Raw genomic sequence first — 15,457 nt, 5'->3', positions numbered from 1 at the left:
TTTTGTCGCTGAGGCGACCGAGACTTTTATACACAAGGAGCATCCCATGAAAAATTTCGGCGGACCGGTTCTGTTTCTGGACCGGTCGGACATCAACACCGATGAAATCATTCCGGCAAAGTATCTCACCGAGATAACAAAGGAAGACCTGAAGCCATACATCCTCGAAGACTTGAAGTTGCCGGGGTTCGATCCGAAGGGGTCGAAAACCAAAAACGCCAAGGTGATAGTATCACGTGCGAATTTCGGCTGCGGCTCTTCCCGTGAGCATGCTCCGTGGGTATTTGAGGTAAATGATATCACTGCGGTAATAGGTGAATCGTTTGCCCGGATTTTCAGGCAGAACATGTTCAATTGCGGAATGGCCGCCATCGAACTCCCAAAGGATCAAGTGGAGTGCCTTTTCGCTTTCGCCTCCTTTGAGGATGCCGCGATCAGCCTGGATATCAACGGGCAAACTCTCACTATCACCGGTGGAGGAAAGACGGCTTCGTTTTCTTTCCAAATGTCCCCATTTGATAAAGCGCTCGTCCTTGCCGGGGGATGGGTGGATTACGCCGACGCCAAATACTAAACTGCAACTCGAAGTTACAAGAAGCCTGCGTACCACGCAGGCTTTTTTGTTCCTGCCAATAATGAAGAATCCATAGATTTTCCATTGACTCGTCTTAAATCGTGTAGATAATGTTAAAAACTTGATTCGTAATTCCACAGGAGTGCCCTTACATGAACGGCATTAAAGGCCACTTCGTCCTGCTTTTACTCGGATTGCTTCTGGCAGGGCCTCTTCATGCCGACGAAGTAGGAGATGCACAGGGTGAAATAATAACCGGGTGGCCCCTCTTCGACTATCGGGAGAGCCCCCAGGAAGGCTTCAGCAACCTCTCTATCCTCGGGCCGCTGATCAAGATACAGACGAACAAGGGAGATGTTGATACGGCACTGCGTCCTCTTTTTTACCGGAGTGCCAACAGTGAGGGGGATGCAGCCGAGACCATATACCTCTACCCGCTCGCCCGTTCAGATGTTTCCCCCGATACAAGCAGAGTGGAAGTGCTTCACCTTCTGCAGAGAAATGTGTACCGCAAGAACGAGGGTGAAATGCGGGAGAGCGACAGTATGCTCTTTCCCTTTTACATACGCGGCACCTCTCCTAAATACGGGCCTTACACATCGGTGTTTCCGTTCTATGGAGATATCTACGAACGATTCTGGAAAGACGAGTATCACTACATTCTTTTTCCGCTGTACAGCAGAACCGTTAAAAAGGGGACGACGAACCGGAACTATCTCTATCCTTTCTTTTCGACGACAGAAGGTGAAAATGAGAGGGGCTTCCAGTTCTGGCCGCTCTATGGACAATCCGAAAAAACTGGAGTTTACAACAAGAATTTCGTTCTGTGGCCCTTCTACCTGCGCGAGGAGAGCGGGCTCGACACTGACAACCCGACGAAGAAGCTGTACATGCTTCCTTTTTATGCGGCAAGCGATTCGCCACATCGGCGCTCCCGCTATTATATGTGGCCATTTTTCGGCCACGTGACGGACAGTGCGAAGATCGAGGAGGAGTGGGATTACTTCTGGCCCTTCTGGCGAAAAATCCGGGGGGAGCAACGGAATGTAGACAGCTACCTCCCCCTGTATTCCCACGAGCAGTACAAGGGGCGCAGCAAGACCTGGTACATGTGGCCACTCTACAGGCACGAAGAGGATAACTCCGACATCTTCCGGTGGGAGCGGGACCGGGTGATGTTTTTTCTTTTTTCAAATACCAAAGAGCAGTGGCCGAAGGTAGGCGATGAGAGGCGGCGAGTCGCTCTGTGGCCGCTTTTCCTTTACAGCCGCGACGTCAAAGGGGTCAAATCGCTCTCTCTCCCGGCACTGGCGGAGCCGATCTTTGACCGGGATGGAATCGAAAAGAATTGGGCGCCTCTCTGGCGAGTATATCAGCAGAAATGGGCGGACAATGGTGATTCGGCGGTTTCATTTCTCTGGAACCTTTACTGGCATCAGGTGCGCGGGAATGATCTGGCATACGAGTTTTTTCCAGTCATCTCCCACCGCGCGGAAAAGGGAATTACCGAGACAAGGATTTTGAAAGGGCTCGTCGGCTACCGCGCTGCCGAAGGGCACGCCACGCTTTCGTTGCTATGGCTTCCCCTTCTGAATTGGGGGAGTGGTGAGGCCGGCCCTGTATCAAATACCCCAAGGAGCAATCAGTGACAGACGCTGTTGAGAGACTCGGCAAGAAGGTGCTGAAGTTCCATGAGATCATTGGCGAGATGCTGATCCTCCTCTTCCAGACTATCTGTTCGTTCCGTGAAGCGCCACGAAATATCCAGAGCATATTTGCTCAGATGGCGATCATCGGATACGAGACCCTTCCGGTCGCGTCGGTAATGGCCTTTTTTGTGGGTATGGTCCTGGCGTTGCAGACCGGGGTGGAGTTGCAGAAGTACGGCAGTCAGAACATCATTGGGGCCATTGTGGGGCACTCGATGGTACGTGAGCTTGGTCCCGTCATGACCAGTTTTCTGGTGGCAGGACGAGCAGGTTCAGCCATGGCTGCAGAAATAGGAGTGATGAAGGTATACGAGGAGATAGATGCGCTGAAAACCCTGGATATTAGTCCGGTTCGATATCTGGCCATGCCACGTCTCATCGCTTGCCTTATCTGCGTACCTGCACTCGTCATCTACTCAGACCTGATCGGCATTATCGGCGGCGCAATCATCAGCAACCTGCATCCACAGATATTCGTTTCTTACACCACCTACTATGACAGCCTCACGGATGCTTTGAAGCTGCGTGAAATCGGCAACGGCTTGATAAAGGCGACGGCATTTGGCGGCATTATCGCCCTGGTTTGCTGCTATGTCGGGTTCAAAACGAGTGGTGGCGCAAGGGGTATCGGAGTATCCACCACACGGTCGGTTGTTCTCTCGTTCATGCTGATTCTCGTTGCGGACTATTTTCTGACGCGGTTGCTTATGTAATGCCTGGCAAGCCCTTGTATTTGGGAAGCCGGTGTTTCTGTAGAAGGGGAGGATGATTTAAATGGCTATATCGCTGGAGAAAAAAGTAGGTCTTTTCTTCATTGCTGCGATGGTTATTCTCGGAGCACTGCTTGAAGTGGGAGAAAAATGGAACCCGTTCGAGAAGAAGCTGCCCTACAAAACCTACCTGGGGAGTATTACCGGGCTGAAGGTGGGTGATCCGGTCCGGCTTGCGGGGGTTGACGTAGGCAAAATAACCGAGATCGTACTTCACGAACAGCAAATCGAAGTGGCTTTCGAGGTACAGCCAGGCACTAAGATCAAAACGGACAGTACTGCCAGCCTGCGTCTGACGAACCTGCTGGGCGGGCAGTTCCTGGGCATCACCTTCGGTTCTCCTGAGGCTCCTCTCCTTCCTCCCGGTGGAGTGGTCAAGGGAAGGGACCTCGCCAGCATAGACCAGATCGTTGATAACGTGGGTGAACTGACAAAGGAGGCGAAGGTATTCATCGCCCAACTCAACAAAAATCAGGATGAGGTCATGGGCAAGATCAATGCAATCCTGGACGAAAATCGGGGAAACCTGCGGGGCGCAATCGGCAACCTAAACAGCATAACTGCGAAATTTGATCGGGGAGACGGTTCGCTGGCCATGCTGCTTAACGATAAGGCGCTTTACAGAAATGCAACAGATACGGCAGCGAGCCTCAGGACCATAACCGGAAAGATAGAGAGGGGGGAAGGAACAATCGGTCGCCTTGTGAATGACGAGACCCTCTACACCAATGCCAATAACGCGATCGTAAACATCAACGACGGGATGAAGGATGTGAAGGAGATAGCGGGCAAGATCAACCGTGGAGTAGGCACTGCAGGCAAACTCGTAAACGATGATGCACTTTACACGGAGCTTCGCGATGCATCCAGAAACATCAAGGAAATAACTCGTAAGATAAACGATGGAGAAGGGACAATCGGCAAACTTGTAAATGAGGACAAACTCTACCACGATGCTACTGCAGCCCTCAAAAAAGCGGAGAGAGCCGCTGAAGGACTTGGAGACTCCGGTCCCATCTCCGTTCTCGGCAGCTTCGTAGGGACCTTGTTTTAGTTCCAGGAGCCGCCCTTGCACGACATTCTGCAAATTATAATAGGCACCTTCACGATGCGCCCCTACGTGTTCGTTTTTTTTGCGGCGTATCTCCTGGCAGCCGTCACTCATCTCGGCTGGCGTAAGACAGCCTGCTTTACCGTCTGTGGCTACCTCATTGCATTCATTTCCGAATTCAGTTCGATCAATACAGGTATTCCGTACGGGTGGTACTACTACATAGACACCACGAGCGATCGAGAGCTTTGGGTTTTCGGCGTTCCTTTCTTTGATTCCCTTTCTTACGTCTTCCTTGCCTACTGCAGCTATGCCACTGCACTGCTTGTAGTTTCACCCGTGCGGACCAGGCGGGGAGACTTCATAACCCTCGAAACCCGTTCCCTTCGCAGGTCGTGGGGTGTTCTGTTCCTTGCATCACTTTTTCAGGTGTTTCTCGACATTATCATCGACCCGGTTGCATTACAGGGGGGGCAATGGTTTCTCGGTCAGATATACGGTTACCGGGAGAGCGGAATCCACTACGGCGTTCCTCTTTCAAATTACCTTGGATGGTTTTTGGTCAGTGTGCTGATGGTGCTCGCTCTGCAGTTGATTGACGCGTGGGATGGGAAACCGGCTGAGAGGCAGGCGGGGGTCAGAAATCTTCCTCTGCGCTCACTTATAGGACCGATTCTCTACCTGTCGGTGCTCGTGTTTAATATAGTGGTTACTATATCTATAGGGGAACGGTTGATGGCGGTGACCGGCATCTTCACATACATCCTTCCGGTCTCCATTGTTGCGGTATCCATCTTCAGGAGGGCCAATCGGTACACCCGGGAGGAACTTGCAGAGCACCTCCGGGATTTCCCATGGTCTGCAGCGAGAGATGATGTCAAAGCTTCCGAAGTACGGTGAGGACGGCTTCTGCAAGATTTTGTCCTGCTATACGTGAGTTTCTCCCCAGTCTTATGAGCTGCGGTAGAATCATAGGGCGTCGGGCTATGGTCAGCAGGACCTTGCGCGTGCGGATTCTCATGTTGCTGTCGGTGAATTCATCCAGCGAGAATCCAAGCTCTTCTTCTGCGGCATCGCTGATGCCCCTTAATGCCAGGAACGGGATTTGATGTTCCGCCGCTACCTTCGCCACTGCTGCCGTTTCCATTTCAATAACAGGATCAATAACGTCTGCAGGTAGGCTTCTCTCCAACATCTTTTTATCGAGAATCTGAGCGGTAGTGACGATGGTTGCTGCAAAGCTCTTGTAGCCAGCGGCCGGCACTAGTGCGCTTTCAGCTATCTCGGAAAGAGCCGGTGTAAGTCCTTCTTCCTCGCGAAGGCAGCCGTTCTGGTGAATGAAGAGCCGTCGACCTACCGCAATGTCGCCGATGGCTGGCCCAGGGGCAATTGCACCGGCAAAACCGAAATTGATGAAGAAGTGCGGGCGCAGGTTGACGGCTATCGCTTTTGCCGCTTCTTCTGCGTTTATCGGCCCCATACCCGTTTCTACGACAATTATTTCGCCGTATCTGTCGAGTTCATAGCAGGGAAACCTGGAAACGCTTTTCCGTTTCTTCCCCCCCGCTTTTCTGATCAAGGTCCTAATTTCTTCAGGCAGTGCAGCAAGAAGTGCAATTGTACGTTCTGCCACGCGCGAACACCTCCGGTACGGGACTCTAGCAAAGGCTTAATGCGATAGCAATGGAAAAGCAGGTCGAAGAGTGAGTGCTGCGGCTGCTTTTCGGAGATAACTCCTTTGCCGGTGGGTTTTTTTAGCTTGACAACCACCGGAACCCTCCACTATAGTTACCCCTTTACTAATGGCGTATTGCGCGCAGATGCGGAATACCGTACTCTTTCTACAACTGTCCATTACCAAAACATTATGTTCGATACGCTTTCCGACAAGCTCGATTTGGTATTCAAAAAGCTCCGGGGTCAAGGTGTAATGACCGAGGAGAACATAAAGGAAGCACTACGCGAAGTACGGCTGGTGCTGCTTGAGGCCGATGTAAACTTCAAGGTGGTAAAGGACTTTGTCGAGCGAGTCCGGGAGCGGGCTGTCGGAACCGAAGTGCTGCAGAGCCTTTCTCCCGGGCAGCAGGTTATTAAAATCGTTCATGACGAGCTTGTCGCTTTGATGTCCGGCGATGGGGGCAACAGCCTTGATCTTGCTGCCAAACCTCCGGTATCAATCATGATGGTCGGTCTCCAGGGCTCAGGAAAAACGACGACATGCGGCAAGCTTGCCCGTTACCTCAAGAAGGAGCGCCGTCGACCTCTTCTCGTTCCTGCTGATGTATACCGACCTGCTGCAATTGAGCAGCTCAAGACCCTTGGAAGGCAGCTCTCGCTGGAGGTGTTCGATTCGCGGGCCGAGCAGGATCCGGTCGATATCTGCCGCAATGCTCTCCAGTATGCCGAGCGTACAGGCTTCGATACCGTAATCTTTGACACCGCAGGGCGGCATCAGATCGACGACTACCTGATGAACGAGCTTGTTCGGATCAAGGATTCCGTGGAGCCGCGGGAAATCCTTTTTGTCGCCGACGCCATGACCGGCCAGGAGGCTGTCAATGTGGCCAGCGGCTTTGACGAGCGTCTCGAACTGACCGGCGTGGTTCTCACGAAATTGGATGGTGATGCCAAAGGGGGAGCCGCTCTTTCAATCCGCGCTGTGACAGGGAAGCCTGTGAAGTTCGTCGGCATCGGCGAGAAAATGGACGCTCTGGAGGTTTTTCACGCGGACCGGCTGGTTTCGCGAATTCTCGGTATGGGCGATGTTCTTACCCTCATCGAGAAAGCTCACGCCGCCATAGATGAGAAAGAAGCCAATCGTCTCCAGCAGAAGCTGAAGAAGAACCAGTTTGACCTTGAGGATTTCAAGAACCAGCTGCAGCAGGTCAAAAAAATGGGCTCTCTTGAGTCTCTGATGGGGATGATTCCTGGAATGGGCAAAATGATGAAGCAGATGCAGGGTGCCCAGCCGAGTGAGAAAGAGCTTAAACGGATTGAAGCCATCATCGATTCCATGACCCGTGCCGAGCGTACAAACCACACGATCATCAACGGCAGCCGCAGGCTGCGGATTGCCAAAGGGAGCGGAACCTCCGTTCAGGAGGTGAACCAGCTGCTGAAGCGTTTCACCGAAGCTCAAAAGGTTATCAAGCAGCTTCAGAAGCTTGGGCCGAAAGGCCTTATGAAAGGTATGGGAGGGCTGGGGAAGGGAATGTTCCCCTTTTCATGACCTTGCTTATTCGCAGCTAATTAGTTGCTTTCTAACAACAACGCATATAACATAGTCACGGCTTCGAGCCGGAACGAACCAGGAGGAATCATGGCTGTTAAAATCAGGCTTGCACGTGCAGGCGCTAAAAAGAAACCTTTCTACCAGATCGTCGTTACAGATGGCAGGAACAAGAGGGATGGACGTTTCATTGAAAACGTAGGCACGTATGATCCGAATCAGACTCCCGCAGCTGTGAAACTGCAGGAAGAGAAGGCGCTGGAGTGGCTCGGGAAAGGGGCGCAGCCTACCGATACCGTGAAGCAGCTCCTTAAAAATGCCGGTCTTTGGGAAAAATTCGTTTCAGCAGCTGCGTAATTCTGTTTTTACCGGCCCGCCGGCAATTTACATGTACAGAGGTTACCGACATGAAACAGCTCGTAGAAACCATCGCGAAAGCACTTGTTGACGACCCGACCCAGGTAAGAGCAACGGAGGAAATGGAAGACGAAGCTACGGTAATCAAGCTGACAGTTGCCAAAGAGGATATGGGCCGGATCATCGGCAAGGAGGGGCGAACAGCCAAGGCCATTCGAACCCTGCTTAATGCCGTGTCGACTAAAGACAACAAGAAAGCAATACTGAAAATAGTTGAATGATGGTCGATGGTGGTAAGCTGGTTCTGCTGGGGAAGGTTGCAGCGACCCACGGAATCAAAGGGCAGTTGCGAATCGTTTCCTATTCCGGCGAGTTGGATACTATTCTTTCCCTTAACTCTTTTATTCTCAAGGGTACTGCGGGCGAAACGGAAACCTTCACGGTGGCAGCGGCTGCAGTTCATGGTAAAAAGGTACTTATCACCCTTAAGGGCTTGGCGGATATCAATCTTGTGGAGCGTTTGGTTGGCCGGGAGCTTTATGTGCGCCGGGAGCAGTTGCCAGAACTAGACGAAGGTGAGTTTTACTGGTGCGAGCTGGAGGGGCTCAAGGTTCGCACGGATAAGGGAGAGTTGCTGGGTGAACTGACCTCCCTTATTCCTACAGGCAGCAACGATGTGTATGTTGTAACCGGGGGCAAGAAAGAATATTTGATACCGGCAGTGGAAGAGATCGTTACCGACATCGATCTTGATGCTGGGATCATGACGGTAAGCCCTCCTGAAGGGCTGCTTGATCTATGAAATTCGATATACTTACCCTGTTCCCCGGGATGTTCGAAGGACCCTTCTCGGAGAGCATAATCCGGCGTGCCGTTGACAGCGGCCTAATCAGAATACGCCTGCACAATATCAGGGATTACGCCGTCGACCGCCACAAGACTGTAGATGATGCGCCGTATGGAGGGGGTGCGGGGATGGTGATGAAGGTGGAGCCGATTGCGGCTTGCCTGGAAGCCGTCCGCTCAGAAGCTCCCGCATCACGTGTTGTTTTGACCTCTCCGGCGGGAAAGCCCCTTGATCAGCAACTTGCCGGTCAACTGGCTGCAGAAGAAGGTATTATAATCATCTGCGGCAGATATGAAGGGGTTGATCAGCGGGTGATCGATCTTTTTTCCGACTATGAAATTTCACTCGGCGACTTCGTGCTCACGGGGGGCGAAATACCCGCAATGGCGCTCGTAGACGCGGTGTCGCGGCTCGTGCCTGGAGTACTCGGTAGTTCCGAATCTGCTTCGGGCGATTCATTCTGTGACGGGTTGCTTGAGTACCCCCAGTTTACGCGTCCACCGGAATTCCAGGGGCAAAAGGTGCCGGAGGTTCTCCTGTCGGGGAACCACGCGGAGATTGTCCGCTGGCGTCGCAATCAGTCGCTGATGCGGACCCGGAAAATTAGGCCGGAGCTTCTCAAAGCCGCCAGACTTTCTGCGGAGGAGAGGCGTTTTCTGGATGAAGCAGAGGAAGTATTGTGACCGACGCAGCGCCGCTTGTCGAAAATGTTTACATTGCGCTGCTTCACCATCCTGTTTACGACAAGAATGGTCAGATAGTAACAACAGCAGTGACGAATCTGGACATTCATGATATCGCTCGAGCTGCACGAACCTTTGGGCTAGGTTGCTACTACATAGTGACACCCGTACCAGAACAGCAGCGGCTAGTTCAGCGGGTGATCGATCATTGGCGTGAAGGTTGGGGCGCCTCCTATAATCCGAAGCGCCGCGAAGCCTTGCAAAATATCGTTCTGGCAAACGATCTCCAAGAGGTCGAGACCGATCTTGCCCGACGTTATGGTAATAAACCGAAACTGATAACGACGGGGGCGCGTAAAAGAGGAAACAGCATCGGCTACACAGAACTGGGTCGCCTGATTGATGACCCTGGGCAGCCGTGGCTCCTGGTTTTCGGAACGGGGTGGGGTCTTACAGAAGAAATAATGACCAAGGCAGATTTCGTACTTGAGCCGATCTATGGCCGAGGAGATTATAATCACCTCTCAGTACGTTCGGCAGTATCGATAATTCTTGACCGGCTCCTGGGGAACCGGTCTGTTTAACATCACACCACTGCAAGTTTAGGCTTTGCAACATAAGGGAGGAAGCAAGCAGATGAACAAGATCGATATTATCGAAATGGAGCAGATGAAGAAGGGAATCGTTTCCTTCAAACCGGGGGATACTGTAAAGGTCCACGTCAGGATCGTTGAGGGTGACAAGAGCCGTATCCAGGCCTTCCAGGGGGTTGTCATCGGCCGCCAGAACGGGGGCATCCGGGAGTCGTTTACAGTGCGGAAGATCTCCAACGGCATTGGGGTTGAGCGCTCGTTTCCGCTGCACTCGCCGTCCATAGAGGGGATCGAGGTTGTGACTCGCGGACATGTACGCCGCGCGAAACTATACTACCTGCGCAAGCTGCGTGGAAAGGCTGCGCGCATCCGCGAGCGGAAATACGTTGCAGTGTAAGCACCGGTTTTTCTGAAAGCCCCGATTCATCGGGGCTTTCTAGTTCTCATGCTTTCAGAAGTTGTTGGTGCTTCTTCGTCTTTTCCAATTGCCACCGGTTGATCTCCCCATGTAATCTATCCTGCAAACTTTCATGCCATGCACATATCAGGAGGATTGATGGACCTCTTCGGTGAACTGCAGCCGCAGTCACGATGGGAATTCGAACTGCTCGCCAGGCGGATGGGTTACAGGTTGGTTGCAGGTATCGATGAAGCAGGACGCGGTCCGCTGGCCGGTCCCGTCGTGGCTGCTGCCGTTATCCTTCCTGATGGAGAGGATTTCTCTGGAGTCGATGACTCTAAGAAACTTTCCGCCTCAGCCCGTGAACGCCTTTATGACCTCATTTACGAGAAAGCGCTGGCCATAGGTGTCGGCATCAGTGACCATCAGGTCATAGACCGGATCAACATTCTTCAGGCCACACTGTCTGCAATGAGGGAAGCTGTTGGTTCTCTATGCAGGCCAGCGGATTACCTCCTGATCGACGGCACCTCCGGGATTCCGGTTTCGATTCCACAGCGCACGATAAAAAAGGGCGATAGCGCCAGCATTTCAATCGCGGCCGCTTCCATCATTGCCAAAGTCACCCGGGACCGGATGATGACAGCCTACGAGGATGTGTACCCGGGTTACGGATTCAGGGAACATAAAGGATATGCCTGCGCGACGCATCTTGCAGCCATTGCCGGTCTCGGTCCTTCACCCATTCATCGCAAGACGTTTCGCGGAGTACGTGAACATGTGCAGGAGGAGGAGTGACTGAAGCGTCCCGCTCTCTGGCTCTGGGCGCCCGTGGCGAACAGCTCGCTGCGGCTTACCTGAAGGGAAAGAAATTTGTCATCCTGGAAAGAAACTATCGCTGCAAGGGGGGTGAGGTTGATATTATCGCCCGGGATGGTAGAACGGTTGTCTTTGTGGAAGTCAAAACAAGACGAAACCACGCCTTCGGCTTGCCCCAGGAGGCGGTAACCCTATTCAAGCAGCGACAAATTTCGAAGGCGGCACTTGTATGGCTGTCACAGCACCGGCAGCTTGAAGCCCCCGCCCGGTTCGATGTTGTCGCAGTCGTCCTCGGCGACAATGAGGTACCCGACATCGACCACATTAAGAACGCCTTCGACCTTGCTTTCTGAGCATAATGCAGTGCCCTCCATGATCTTCTAAATATCAGTAAAAAACGCCTTGTACCTGCAACTCCAAGTGCTAGACTTTTCATAGGGACAGTAGTCCCGGCACTACAAGTTGAAAGGGGGTTTTGGTAATGGCAACCAGTCGCAATGTCGGGCGCGGTGGCGGGCATTCACCGGCCAACGTGACTAAACATCTCAAAGGCATAAACTTCCCGGCGAACAAGCAGGATCTAATAAAGCACGCGAAGCATGAGGGGGCAGACCAGGAGGTCTTGCAGGAGCTTCAGGGGTTTGAAGACCGGGAATACGGTAACATGGCAGATGTAATGAAAAGCTTTGGGAAAGGGCATACATCTTCGCCCCGGACCAAATCTACGAGTACTCAGAGCAGGCAGAGCAAACGCGCGTAAGAAGGCAATGCAGCTTTTAAGTAAGGGCTTGATCCTTTTGGGTCAAGCCCTTTTTTTGCGGATGGGTCAGGAGGGATTATTTAAACTCGCCGCTGTTGAGTGCTTCACGGATGAAGGCCAGGTGACGTTTCTCATCTGCCCAATATTCCTGTACAAGAATTGAAATGTCGCTGGGGGCATCCATTGCGGATGCTTTTTCGTAACGTGAATTCGTAAGACGCTCGTTGGTTTCCATAGCCTCAAGGGCACCCTTGGTGCCGGTCAAGCTGCGAAGTGCGGTAAAACCCTCGATAAAGAAACCTTTGAAGTCAGGCGCAAATGCCGGCGGAGTTTCTCCAAGTTCCCGCACCTTTGCTGAAAGGTGGTCGACATGCCGACGATGATCAGCCTGAAAACGTACCAGGTTCTCTTTGATTATAGGCTGGTCGATGTGCTTTATTGCCTGGTCGTAAGCATGAATTGCATCGATGTCCAGCTTTATCAGGTTCTGAAGTTGGTCAAGCAAATCCTTTCGATCCATGTTCGGTCTCCTTTCGATAGTTGCTAAAGCGAGTGTTGAAAAAAGTCTATCAGCTTGCGAGGGGTAAGCAACAGTACTGCAGTGACTGATTTTCTAGCCCTAACCTTGCATTTGCCAATGATTTCTTTCTGTGTTACGTTTACGAAAATTTTATTGGAGCATGTCATGGATTTTTCCGTCGCCCTGGCGCAGATAAAGCCGAAGCTAGGATGTGTGGCAGACAACCTGGCTTTAGTAGAGGCTGCTGTCGACCGGGGAATCGCCGAGGGAGCCAATCTGATTGTTTTCCCGGAACTCGCCCTTACAGGATATTTTCTGAAGGATCTCGTGCCGGAAGTCGCAGTTTCTCTCCAGTCTCAGGAGGTGAATCGACTTAGGCAGCTTTCACGGCACATTTCCATAGCTTGCGGGATAGTTGAAGCGTCAGCGGATTACCGTTTCTTCAATTCAGCACTCTATCTGGAGGAGGGGGATGTCCGCTACTGCCATCGGAAGGTCTATCTGCCTACTTATGGACTCTTCGACGAGCAGCGCTATTTGGCCCGCGGAGAGCGACTCCGTGCCTTCGATACGCGATTCGGCCGGCTGGGAATGCTGATATGCGAAGATATGTGGCACATTTCGGCTCCCTACATACTGGCGATGGATGGCGCCGCCAGCCTCCTGTGCCTCTCCAGCAGCCCTGCGAGAGGAATTTCCGGGGATGAATCTCTAGGTTCCGCATCTGCATGGCAGAAACTTAACTCAACGACTGCTATGTTCCTCAACTGCCGTGTGTTTTACTGTAACAGGGTAGGCTATGAGGATGGAGTGAGTTTCTGGGGTGGCTCCGAAATCGTGGGCCCCGGAGGATCCGTTAAGGCTCGCGCCGGGATGTTCGAGGAGGACTTCCTTGTCGGTCGGGCAGATCCCGGCGAGTTGCGACGGGAGCGGATTTTTTCGCCGATGATGCGCGACGAGAACCTGACGATCACTATCAAGGAACTGAGCCGTATCGAGACGGAGAGGGGAGCCTGATGTCGGCACTGATCGTCAATGCGGGACTCCTGAGGACCATGCTCGTCGGGTTCGTGAAGGAAGAGGTGGAGAAGGTCGGCCTTCGGCGTGTGGTGCTGGGCCTTTCGGGTGGAATTGATTCGGCTCTCGTGGCTTATCTGGCCGCTGAAGCGTTGGGTCCCCGGAATGTCTTCGCATACTGCATGCCGTATCGCACGAGCAACCCCGAAAGCGAGCAGCATGCACGTCTTGTTGCGGAGCAACTGGGAATCAACTATCAGGTGATCGAAATTACACAGATGATCGATGCCTATTTTGCCTACTTCCCCGACGCCGGGAACCTGCGGCGCGGGAACAAGATGGCTCGCGAGCGTATGACGATCCTGTTTGACCATTCGGCCGCTCACGGCGGCCTCGTCCTTGGCACGAGCAACAAGACGGAGTTGCTGCTCGGGTACGGTACGCTCTACGGAGACATGGCGAGCGCCCTGAATCCTATCGGCGACATATACAAGACACAGGTCTGGCAGCTTTCGGAAGAACTGGGGGTTCCCCGGGAGGTTATCGAAAAGAAGCCTTCGGCCGACTTGTGGGCGGGGCAGACCGACGAACAGGAACTTGGCTTTACCTATCGCCAGGTGGATGAGCTTCTGTATCACATGGTGGACCTTCGTTACAGCCGGGAAGAACTGCTCGCACACGGTTTCGAATCGGATTTCATAAGCAAGATTTACAGGATGGTTCAAAACTCCCACTTCAAGCGCCGGATGCCTATCATCGCCAAAGTCTCCAACCGCACCATCGACCGCGACTTCCGCTACTCGCGCGACTGGGGGAAGTAGAGGGAACTCAGATGCCCGGTACCCTCTATATCGTTGCTACCCCGATCGGTAATCTCGAAGATATTACGTATCGCGCCATACGCATTCTGCGGGAAGCTGACCTCATAGCAGCCGAAGATACCCGCCACTCCCGTAAGCTCCTCGCCCACTATGGCATTTCCCGGCCCCTTACATCATATTTCGACCATAACAAGACATTAAAGGGGGACTACATCCTCGACCGGTTGAGGGAAGGGCTGTCGGTCGCCCTCATCTCCGATGCCGGAACCCCCTGTATCTCCGACCCAGGCTACCAGTTGGTCCGGGATGCGGTAGAAGCACAGATTCCTGTGGTGCCGGTTCCCGGTGCCTGTGCCGCCATCGCCGCGCTGTCCGCGGCAGGTCTTCCGACCGATGCCTTCGTCTTCGAAGGGTTCCTTCCCAACCGGCGAAGCAGGCGCCGCGAAAAGCTCGCCGCCGTTGCGGGTGAGCGCCGCGTCCTAATCTTCTACGAATCTCCAAACCGTCTTGCGGACACGCTTCTAGATCTGTTTGAGCTGTACGGAGACCGGCAGGCGGTTGTTGCCCGTGAGCTGACCAAGATCCACGAGGAGTTTGCGCGAGGTACGATCTCCACCTTACGTGAGCGTTTTCAGAAAGGGACGGTGAGGGGAGAGGTGGTGCTCCTCGTAATGCCCGCAGAGGAAGCGGCCCCCGCCGAGGGGCCAGCGGTTGCGGACCTGCTCCTCCGGTACATCGAGACGGAAGGGCTGTCGGTTAAAGATGCCGTGCGGCGGGTTGCCCTCGAAACGGGGAGCCCGCGAAGCGAGGTTTATGACGAGGCGCTCAGAATGAAGCAAGAACGTTGACCTGCGGCACTTAGACAGCAAGAAATGCAAAAAATGTAACAAACCCCTCCGTGCCAACCCAAAAGTAGCTCTTGTGAACGCTCTCTCCTGAAATGGTGTCGGTAAATTGACTTCCGGTTTTTTGATTCGTCAAAATAAGCTTCGATAAAGATTAGATTTGAATAATTTCCCCGGCGCCGTTTTAGGCGCATAATCCTCTCCAGCCTATCAGCGCGTGGCGTTCCTATTCCCTCCCTTAAATACCAGCGATTAGAAAAGCTTGGGGCATGTTACTTGCTGAGGGTTACAAAGCGGGTACAAGTTTCCGCCTCTTCATGTTGTTGAACCACTACCTGGTGGCACGGATTTTCCTCAATGATATTGTACAGAAATATTTTCTGTAGTTTTTTCTAAACCCCTAGCGCTACTAGCCGATATCGTAAAAGGGCTTCGGAAAGATTCATTTCCAATCCAGGACGG

At 52.9% G+C, this 15,457-nt stretch carries 20 protein-coding genes; 18 read left to right on the top strand and 2 right to left on the bottom strand.

Going from position 1 to position 15,457, the window contains the following annotated elements; all coding sequences use genetic code 11:
- Positions 1-46 precede the first annotated feature (46 nt).
- The 5 genes from CFB04_RS08885 to CFB04_RS08865 all read left to right on the top strand — a co-directional run bounded on the left by CFB04_RS08885 (position 47) and on the right by CFB04_RS08865 (position 5,004).
- Entirely contained in the window at positions 47-574 is a 528-nt protein-coding gene (locus CFB04_RS08885) for a 3-isopropylmalate dehydratase small subunit 2 (RefSeq protein ID WP_088534942.1), read from the top strand.
- Positions 575-726: 152 nt separating this feature from the next.
- Complete coding sequence (locus CFB04_RS08880) at positions 727-2,223, top strand: hypothetical protein (RefSeq protein WP_088534941.1); 1,497 nt, start codon at positions 727-729, stop codon at positions 2,221-2,223.
- A complete protein-coding gene (locus tag CFB04_RS08875) occupies positions 2,220-2,996 on the top strand; it encodes an ABC transporter permease (protein ID WP_088534940.1) in 777 nt (258 codons plus the stop codon). The genes CFB04_RS08880 and CFB04_RS08875 overlap by 4 nt, the downstream gene beginning before the upstream one ends.
- A 61-nt stretch (positions 2,997-3,057) precedes the next feature.
- The gene (locus tag CFB04_RS08870) at positions 3,058-4,107 is read left to right on the top strand and encodes an MlaD family protein (protein ID WP_088534939.1); all 1,050 of its coding nucleotides are present in this window, start codon (positions 3,058-3,060) and stop codon (positions 4,105-4,107) included.
- A 15-nt stretch (positions 4,108-4,122) separates the two neighbouring features.
- Positions 4,123-5,004: a carotenoid biosynthesis protein gene (locus CFB04_RS08865; protein WP_088534938.1), complete on the top strand. Its 882-nt coding sequence runs from the start codon at positions 4,123-4,125 to the stop codon at positions 5,002-5,004.
- Here the strand turns inward: CFB04_RS08865 and CFB04_RS08860 are convergent.
- Complete coding sequence (locus CFB04_RS08860; RefSeq protein WP_088534937.1) at positions 4,982-5,737, bottom strand: phosphorylase; 756 nt, start codon at positions 5,735-5,737, stop codon at positions 4,982-4,984. The genes CFB04_RS08865 and CFB04_RS08860 overlap by 23 nt on opposite strands.
- A 234-nt stretch (positions 5,738-5,971) precedes the next feature.
- Between CFB04_RS08860 and ffh the strand changes: the two genes are divergently transcribed.
- The 10 genes from ffh to CFB04_RS08810 all read left to right on the top strand — a co-directional run bounded on the left by ffh (position 5,972) and on the right by CFB04_RS08810 (position 11,792).
- Entirely contained in the window at positions 5,972-7,333 is a 1,362-nt protein-coding gene (gene ffh / locus CFB04_RS08855) for a signal recognition particle protein (protein WP_088536758.1), read from the top strand.
- Between the two features lie 90 nt (positions 7,334-7,423).
- Complete coding sequence (gene rpsP / locus CFB04_RS08850; protein ID WP_088534936.1) at positions 7,424-7,690, top strand: 30S ribosomal protein S16; 267 nt, start codon at positions 7,424-7,426, stop codon at positions 7,688-7,690.
- 50 nt (positions 7,691-7,740) lie between these two features.
- Positions 7,741-7,971, top strand: coding sequence for a KH domain-containing protein (locus CFB04_RS08845; protein ID WP_088534935.1), 231 nt, complete (start codon positions 7,741-7,743; stop codon positions 7,969-7,971).
- The gene (gene rimM / locus CFB04_RS08840) at positions 7,971-8,492 is read left to right on the top strand and encodes a ribosome maturation factor RimM (protein WP_088536757.1); all 522 of its coding nucleotides are present in this window, start codon (positions 7,971-7,973) and stop codon (positions 8,490-8,492) included. The genes CFB04_RS08845 and rimM overlap by 1 nt, the downstream gene beginning before the upstream one ends.
- Positions 8,489-9,220: a tRNA (guanosine(37)-N1)-methyltransferase TrmD gene (trmD, locus tag CFB04_RS08835; protein WP_088534934.1), complete on the top strand. Its 732-nt coding sequence runs from the start codon at positions 8,489-8,491 to the stop codon at positions 9,218-9,220. Before rimM ends, trmD begins: the two co-directional genes overlap by 4 nt.
- Positions 9,217-9,804, top strand: a complete 588-nt coding sequence (locus tag CFB04_RS08830; RefSeq protein WP_088534933.1) for an RNA methyltransferase — start codon at positions 9,217-9,219, stop codon at positions 9,802-9,804. Before trmD ends, CFB04_RS08830 begins: the two co-directional genes overlap by 4 nt.
- 52 nt (positions 9,805-9,856) lie before the next feature.
- Positions 9,857-10,210, top strand: a complete 354-nt coding sequence (gene rplS / locus CFB04_RS08825; protein ID WP_088534932.1) for a 50S ribosomal protein L19 — start codon at positions 9,857-9,859, stop codon at positions 10,208-10,210.
- Positions 10,211-10,369: 159 nt separating this feature from the next.
- Complete coding sequence (locus CFB04_RS08820) at positions 10,370-11,011, top strand: ribonuclease HII (protein WP_088534931.1); 642 nt, start codon at positions 10,370-10,372, stop codon at positions 11,009-11,011.
- On the top strand, positions 11,008-11,385 hold the full coding sequence (locus CFB04_RS08815; RefSeq protein WP_088534930.1) for a YraN family protein: 378 nt from the start codon (positions 11,008-11,010) through the stop codon (positions 11,383-11,385). Before CFB04_RS08820 ends, CFB04_RS08815 begins: the two co-directional genes overlap by 4 nt.
- 128 nt (positions 11,386-11,513) lie before the next feature.
- Positions 11,514-11,792, top strand: a complete 279-nt coding sequence (locus CFB04_RS08810; RefSeq protein WP_088534929.1) for a DUF2795 domain-containing protein — start codon at positions 11,514-11,516, stop codon at positions 11,790-11,792.
- 76 nt (positions 11,793-11,868) lie between these two features.
- On the opposite strand, the gene CFB04_RS08805 is transcribed toward CFB04_RS08810, so the two are convergent.
- Positions 11,869-12,312 (bottom strand): DUF2383 domain-containing protein, encoded by a 444-nt coding sequence (locus CFB04_RS08805; protein WP_088534928.1) that lies wholly within the window; start codon positions 12,310-12,312, stop codon positions 11,869-11,871.
- A 165-nt stretch (positions 12,313-12,477) separates the two neighbouring features.
- Between CFB04_RS08805 and CFB04_RS08800 the strand changes: the two genes are divergently transcribed.
- Genes CFB04_RS08800 through rsmI form a run of 3 tightly spaced genes read left to right on the top strand, consistent with a single transcriptional unit; the run spans position 12,478 to position 14,998 of the window.
- A complete protein-coding gene (locus CFB04_RS08800) occupies positions 12,478-13,329 on the top strand; it encodes a nitrilase-related carbon-nitrogen hydrolase (protein WP_088534927.1) in 852 nt (283 codons plus the stop codon).
- A complete protein-coding gene (locus CFB04_RS08795) occupies positions 13,329-14,150 on the top strand; it encodes an NAD+ synthase (RefSeq protein WP_088534926.1) in 822 nt (273 codons plus the stop codon). Before CFB04_RS08800 ends, CFB04_RS08795 begins: the two co-directional genes overlap by 1 nt.
- A gap of 11 nt (positions 14,151-14,161) precedes the next feature.
- A complete protein-coding gene (gene rsmI, locus CFB04_RS08790) occupies positions 14,162-14,998 on the top strand; it encodes a 16S rRNA (cytidine(1402)-2'-O)-methyltransferase (protein WP_088534925.1) in 837 nt (278 codons plus the stop codon).
- Positions 14,999-15,457: the final 459 nt, after the last annotated feature.

Origin of the sequence: Geobacter sp. DSM 9736 (assembly GCF_900187405.1) — a bacterium.
Classification (GTDB): Bacteria; Desulfobacterota; Desulfuromonadia; order Geobacterales; family Geobacteraceae; genus DSM-9736.
This window is presented reverse-complemented; position numbering and strand designations above follow the sequence as displayed.

Bases quoted from the DNA above. Each gene is read 5' to 3' on its own strand.
- CFB04_RS08885 (WP_088534942.1), top strand. From the start codon at position 47: ATGAAAAATTTCGGCGGACCGGTTCTGTTTCTGGACCGGTCGGACATC.
- CFB04_RS08880 (WP_088534941.1), top strand. From the start codon at position 727: ATGAACGGCATTAAAGGCCACTTCGTCCTGCTTTTACTCGGATTGCTT.
- CFB04_RS08870 (WP_088534939.1), top strand. From the start codon at position 3,058: ATGGCTATATCGCTGGAGAAAAAAGTAGGTCTTTTCTTCATTGCTGCG.
- ffh (WP_088536758.1), top strand. From the start codon at position 5,972: ATGTTCGATACGCTTTCCGACAAGCTCGATTTGGTATTCAAAAAGCTC.
- rpsP (WP_088534936.1), top strand. From the start codon at position 7,424: ATGGCTGTTAAAATCAGGCTTGCACGTGCAGGCGCTAAAAAGAAACCT.
- CFB04_RS08845 (WP_088534935.1), top strand. From the start codon at position 7,741: ATGAAACAGCTCGTAGAAACCATCGCGAAAGCACTTGTTGACGACCCG.
- rimM (WP_088536757.1), top strand. From the start codon at position 7,971: ATGGTCGATGGTGGTAAGCTGGTTCTGCTGGGGAAGGTTGCAGCGACC.
- trmD (WP_088534934.1), top strand. From the start codon at position 8,489: ATGAAATTCGATATACTTACCCTGTTCCCCGGGATGTTCGAAGGACCC.
- rplS (WP_088534932.1), top strand. From the start codon at position 9,857: ATGAACAAGATCGATATTATCGAAATGGAGCAGATGAAGAAGGGAATC.
- CFB04_RS08820 (WP_088534931.1), top strand. From the start codon at position 10,370: ATGGACCTCTTCGGTGAACTGCAGCCGCAGTCACGATGGGAATTCGAA.
- CFB04_RS08810 (WP_088534929.1), top strand. From the start codon at position 11,514: ATGGCAACCAGTCGCAATGTCGGGCGCGGTGGCGGGCATTCACCGGCC.
- CFB04_RS08805 (WP_088534928.1), bottom strand. From the start codon at position 12,312: ATGGATCGAAAGGATTTGCTTGACCAACTTCAGAACCTGATAAAGCTG.
- CFB04_RS08800 (WP_088534927.1), top strand. From the start codon at position 12,478: ATGGATTTTTCCGTCGCCCTGGCGCAGATAAAGCCGAAGCTAGGATGT.
- CFB04_RS08795 (WP_088534926.1), top strand. From the start codon at position 13,329: ATGTCGGCACTGATCGTCAATGCGGGACTCCTGAGGACCATGCTCGTC.
- rsmI (WP_088534925.1), top strand. From the start codon at position 14,162: ATGCCCGGTACCCTCTATATCGTTGCTACCCCGATCGGTAATCTCGAA.